General features: G+C 60.9%; 3 protein-coding genes. All 3 read left to right on the top strand.

From position 1 onward, the window contains the following. The first annotated feature begins 303 nt into the window (after positions 1-303). The 3 genes from FJ398_26420 to FJ398_26410 all read left to right on the top strand — a co-directional run bounded on the left by FJ398_26420 (position 304) and on the right by FJ398_26410 (position 3940). Positions 304-2643 (top strand): CRTAC1 family protein, encoded by a 2340-nt coding sequence (locus FJ398_26420; GenBank protein MBM3841420.1) that lies wholly within the window; start codon positions 304-306, stop codon positions 2641-2643. Positions 2644-2733: 90 nt separating this feature from the next. Next, complete coding sequence (locus FJ398_26415; GenBank protein ID MBM3841419.1) at positions 2734-3564, top strand: glycosyltransferase; 831 nt, start codon at positions 2734-2736, stop codon at positions 3562-3564. Between the two features lie 97 nt (positions 3565-3661). Continuing rightward, entirely contained in the window at positions 3662-3940 is a 279-nt protein-coding gene (locus FJ398_26410; GenBank protein MBM3841418.1) for a hypothetical protein, read from the top strand. Positions 3941-4169: the final 229 nt, after the last annotated feature.

Raw genomic sequence — 4169 nt, 5'->3', positions numbered from 1 at the left:
GCCGGCCAGGCGCCGCCCCGCCCCGGAGGGCTGGGGCGATTTCGCTTTCTGGCTTCGTTTCTCCTCAGTCGCAGAGCCCTGGCTATGCTCCTTCGTCGTGCCTGAAAGCAAAATCACCTCCAGCAAAACCGGAATTTATTTTTGCACAGACCCTTAGTCCGGTCGGGTGAAAGGAAAACAAGGACGTTGGATAAGATGAAAGCCCCGCATCGCGCGCGAATGTCCTTGACGTTAAAGGCTATGACTTCTAGCTGAAGACCAGTTTGTGGAATCAGCCGTCACCGACCCAATTGTAGTCTCGCCATGGCCCGACCTCGCCAAAGAAACCGCCTCCTAATCCTCGCGGGGGCGTTGTGCGCCGCCCTGGCTGCCGGGTTGTTGCTGCGTGAACGCCGAGATCCGAGCCAGGACGAGGTTCTTCCGGGGAGCGACGGGCGTTCGGTTGGCGAGCTGGCGGACGAACTGACGCGGCTAGAAGCGAGGGAACAGGAAATGGACCAGACTCTCTGGGCCATGGAGCGACTGGCGGAGCATTGCGGGCTGGTGTTCGATCGGCTCTGGGATTCCATCAACGCCGCGACCAATCGTCTTGGAACCGTGCGAGCCTTTCCGTTTGACGAGCTGATTATCGCGAAATATCCGCCGGCTCGGCCGCTCGGCCATCGCATTTCAGCGTGGGAACCAATGGCGGATCGTTCGCTCTGGCGTCCGGAGCAGTGGCGGCGGTTTCTGGATCAGCAGCAGCGCGACGGCTGGCAACTGACTCAAGCCGAGTTTCGGCAAAACCGGTTCGAGACCACGACCAATGGGTTGCCCGGACAGAGCGCCTTCTATTTCTCCGCGCATTTGATCAACGCGACCCGAACCGCGCGTGCGGCGTTGGAGGGCGATCTCCTCGTGGATTGGGCGCCGGCGCGCCAACGCGCAGAGCTTCCCGGCGTCAGCCGCATCGACGCGACCCGCCTCAAAATCAAAATACGGCATGGCGAGCCAGGATTCCGGCCTATACTGGCCGAGGAGCTTCTGCCGCCCAAGGGTTCCTATTTTATCGACCCGCTTATCCTGTACGATCTCGATGGCGACGGACGATCCGAGATCATCCTTGCCGCGAAGAACCTCGTCTTTCGCCAACGCGAAGGCGGCCGCTTGGGGTCCGAGGCCTTGTGCCGACATTCGCCGGGCCTGATTTTCACCGGTCTGATGGCCGACTTCGACGGAGACGGAGCGGCGGATTTTCTGTGCGCCAAGTTCGAGGGCCTCGCGTTATTTCGCGGCTCCGCGAGCGGCGCATTTGAAGAGGCAGGCCAGCTCGTCTGGCAGATCAATCCTCACCTGAAATACGGCCAGGCCATGACCTGCGGCGACATCGACGGCGACGGCGATCTCGATGTGTGGCTCGGCCAGTACAAAGCGCCATTCGAGCGCGGACAAATGCCGCGGCCTTACTTCGACGCCAACGACGGCCATCCCTCTTATCTGCTGTTGAATGACGGGAAGGGCCACTTCACAGACGGCACCGCGCAGTCCGGCCTGGAGCAGAAGCGCCGGCGCCGGGCTTACAGCGCGTCCTTCGCGGATCTTGACCGCGACGGGGATCTGGATTTGCTCGTGGTGAGCGATTTTGCCGGCCTCGATCTTTACGCCAACGACGGACAAGGCCGCTTCCGCGACGTGACGCGCGAGTGGGTTGGGGAATCGCGCGGATTCGGCATGGCGCACCTGTTTTCAGACTTCAACACGGACGGACAGCTCGATTTTCTGATGATCGGAATGAACTCACCGACGGCGGACCGCCTGGAAGCGCTCGGCTTGCACCGGGCGGCGGATTGGGACGCAGCCGGCGCACGGCGGGCGATGACGTACGGGAATCGGCTTTTCCTGGGGGACGCTCGAAGGGGCGGTTTTGCTCAAACTTCTTTGAATGATTCCATCGCGCGCACGGGTTGGTCCTGGGGAGCCGGGGCGGCGGATTTCGACAACGACGGTTTTCCGGATGTTTATATCGCGAACGGACACGAATCGAAACAATCGGTGCGGGAATACGAGCCGGAGTTTTGGCTGCACGATATCTACGCGGCGAACTCGAACGAAGGCGTGGTGCCGACGGCGTTTTTCGGCGCGAAATTCCCGCGAACTCGCGGGCGCGGGCATTCGTATGGCGGCTATGAGAAGAATCGATTGCTCTGGAACCAGCACGGGGAGTCCTTTGTCGAGATCGGACATTTGATAGGAGTCGCGCTGGAAGCTGATTCGCGGAACGTGGTCGCGGATGACCTGGATGGCGACGGGCGAGTCGATTTACTGGTCACGACGTTTGAGGTCTGGCCCAGGAGACAGCAAACGCTGAAAGTGTTCCGGAACGAACTGGAGGCCGAAGGCAATTGGATTGGCTTTCGCCTCCGCGAACAGGGGCGCGGCGTGTCGCCCGTGGGCGCGAAAATCACGATCCGGCACGCGAACGGCGCGGCTGCGCAGCAGATCGTGACCGGCGATTCCTATCGCGCCCAACGTCCGAACACAGTCCATTTTGGCCTGGGGCAAATCCCGCAAGTGGATCGCGTGGAAATTCGGTGGCAGAATGGAGAGTCGCGGGAGATACGCCAGCCGCCTCTCAACACGTATTTGGACCTCACTCCAGACTGATATGACTCAGTGCTTCGCGGGGCCACTGGGATTAACCGATTTAACGATTTAACCATTGAACGATGTAACGAATTGCCCGATGTCAGGACTATGCCTGATCTCATCACTTGCCTGGTTCCGACGCGTGGCCGTCCGGAGACGCTGAGAGTTTGCACGGATTCGCTCCTGGGCCGCGCCGCGCATCCCGAACTGCTCGCCATCTATGTCTATCGCGACGCCGACGATCCGAGTGAGGCGCCAGAGTTGGATCCGCGGTGCCGAGTTTATACCGGTCCGCGTAATCCCTGCCTCGGCACGGCTTACAATGCGCTCTTCCGCGAAGCGCGGCGCGACGGTATTTATCTCGCGTTGGCGGATGATTTCGTGATGACGAGCGACGCCTGGGACGACGCCGTGCGCCGCACGATGGGAGTTCATGCGGATGGCATTCTGCTCGGATATTTGACGGACCGCGATCCGTATCACGTGGTGGAGCAGGTTTGTTACCCGGTCTTGACGCGGCGATGGATCGAAACCCTCGGTTACGTGTTTGCGGAGGCGTTCCCATTTTGGTTCACGGACACGTGGCTGGATGAGATCGCCTTCATGCTGGGGCGCAAGGCGGCGGTGCACGTGGAATGGAAACCCCAAGGCAAGCGCGGAAAGACCACGCGCATGCGCGATCTGGCTTTTTGGGCCTGGGTGTTTGAAGCCGCGCGCGCCGAACGAATTCAAGATGCGCGGAAACTCGCCGTCGTGGCGGGAATCTCCGAACTGAGAGAAATCAAACCGAACCTTTCCTTGACCGATCCCTTGAACGCGGCGGTCCTGGAATTGGAATTATCCGATCACGGCGCATCCGATGCCGGCTACATCCAGGCCAAACGCCACGCCGTCGAATACCTCCAAAAGCTCGTTGCGGCCGCAAAGGCAGCGTCCTGATCCACCCGGAAAAAGAGCACAGCTTTGCGGTTAGCTGGTCCGTAGTCCCTAGTCCGCCGCGCTTGAATCCCTGCTGTCGGACGGTTGGTTTGGCGCCATGTCAAACTGCAATCCGCACGCGCACATCGACGCCATCAATCTGGCCCTGGACCAGGCCACGGCGGCGAAGATTCGCGAGCGTCCGGAGTTGATCGAGGTCGGCAAGGCTAATCTGCGACGGTGGACGGAACAGGACGCTGGCTTCATCCATCCTGTGCATGCGGAGTGGCTGGACAGCTTCGACGCGGCGGTGAAGCGCATCGAAACCTTTTCAGATTTGCACCTGCGAACGGTGCTGCTCGCCCGGCTGCGCATCTCCAGCGAGCAGATGCCTTGAACGGCCCACCGGGAACCAGCGCGGGTGACCCGCTACGCAATGAGCGCACACTTCGCCTGCTGCGCTGGGAGTTCAATGTTTAGAGCGTGTCCGAAAATTCCGCGGGGTCCTGTTTTCGCGCCAAAGGCCGGATGGCGAGGCGCAACGAAGGAGAATATCCTCCCTGGATCTTCGACTGAGGAGCAACGAAGCCAGGCGGCCTTTGGCGCGAAAACCCTCCGGGCGGCGG

It is taken from the genome of Verrucomicrobiota bacterium (genome assembly GCA_016871535.1).
Classification (GTDB): domain Bacteria; phylum Verrucomicrobiota; class Verrucomicrobiia; order Limisphaerales; family SIBE01; genus VHCZ01.
The sequence above is the reverse complement of the archived record's forward strand: the minus strand, read 5'-3'. Positions and strand labels throughout refer to the sequence as shown.